The sequence below is a fragment of the Ornithinibacillus gellani genome (assembly GCF_003730295.1).
Lineage (GTDB): Bacteria > Bacillota > Bacilli > Bacillales > Amphibacillaceae > Ornithinibacillus_A > Ornithinibacillus_A gellani.
The window spans coordinates 1-972 of sequence record NZ_QTSZ01000012.1; the positions used below are offsets into that span (position 1 = coordinate 1).

1 protein-coding gene is annotated in these 972 nt (G+C 38.6%); it reads right to left on the reverse strand.

Annotation, left to right across the window (positions count from 1 at the left end; genetic code table 11):
• Window positions 1-215: 215 nt before the first annotated feature.
• Window positions 216-972: IS256 family transposase (locus DX933_RS02985; protein ID WP_145962260.1), on the reverse strand; the 757-nt coding region annotated here is incomplete at its 5' end.

A 972-nucleotide genomic window follows, 5' to 3' on the forward strand; every position in this document is an offset into this window, starting at 1 on the left:
AAAATTATAAAGCACTAAGTCGATTCCCTGCTGATATACAATTTGATATGGAGGGGCGGGTGTGATAGCCTGTTACGGCATAGCCAGGTAGTTGTTGTTTACCTGGCTTCTGGCTGGTGAAATCATACCCGCTAGAGGCTCCATGTCAAATTATCCTGGCATAAAGTTTCATAATAGCTGAGGGCAGTAATTACGTGCTTTTTAATTTTGTATCATTATTGTTGTGGTTCTATTAAAAATTTCCTGTTTCCTGGATCCAGATTTTCTTCCAAATCCATTAGGACAGCACCAATTAGCCTGTACGCAGATTCTTCATTCGGGAAGATGCGGATAACCGTTTCCCTTCTTCTAACTTCGCTATTCAACCGTTCCAAGGAATTGGTTGTACGAATATGTTTATGTGTATATTGGGGCTCAGCGTAAAATTGAACAGCATCTTCATAACCAGCATCAAGCGTTTTAATAGCCTTTTCAAATCGTTTTTCGTTCTCATACTTTTCAATGAACTCATTTTTTAACTTTCTTGATATTTCTAGGTTAGCTGCTTTGAATATTTCCTTCAGGTGTTGTCTTGCTTCCACCGTATTTTTCTTTGGCATTACATCTATAATATTTCTTAAAAAATGTACGGTGCAACGTTGCCAGCCTGAACCAAGAAACCGTTCCTGAATAGCAGTTTTTAGGCCCTCATGGGCATCGGAAATAACGAGTTTTGGTTGGACTAACCCTCTAAGAATTAATGAATCAAAGAACAGCGTCCAATTTTGTTTTGACTCTTGATTCGCAATTTGAAAGCCAATGATTTCGCGCTTATTGTCCGTATTAACACCCATGGCAATATATACAGCCTTGGATACCACTTTGTGGTATTCACGTACTTTGATATACATGGCATCAACATAAAGATATCGGTAATACTGGTTTTTCAAAGTTCTTTCGGCCCACTCTTTGACAATAGGATCCAACTGTTTC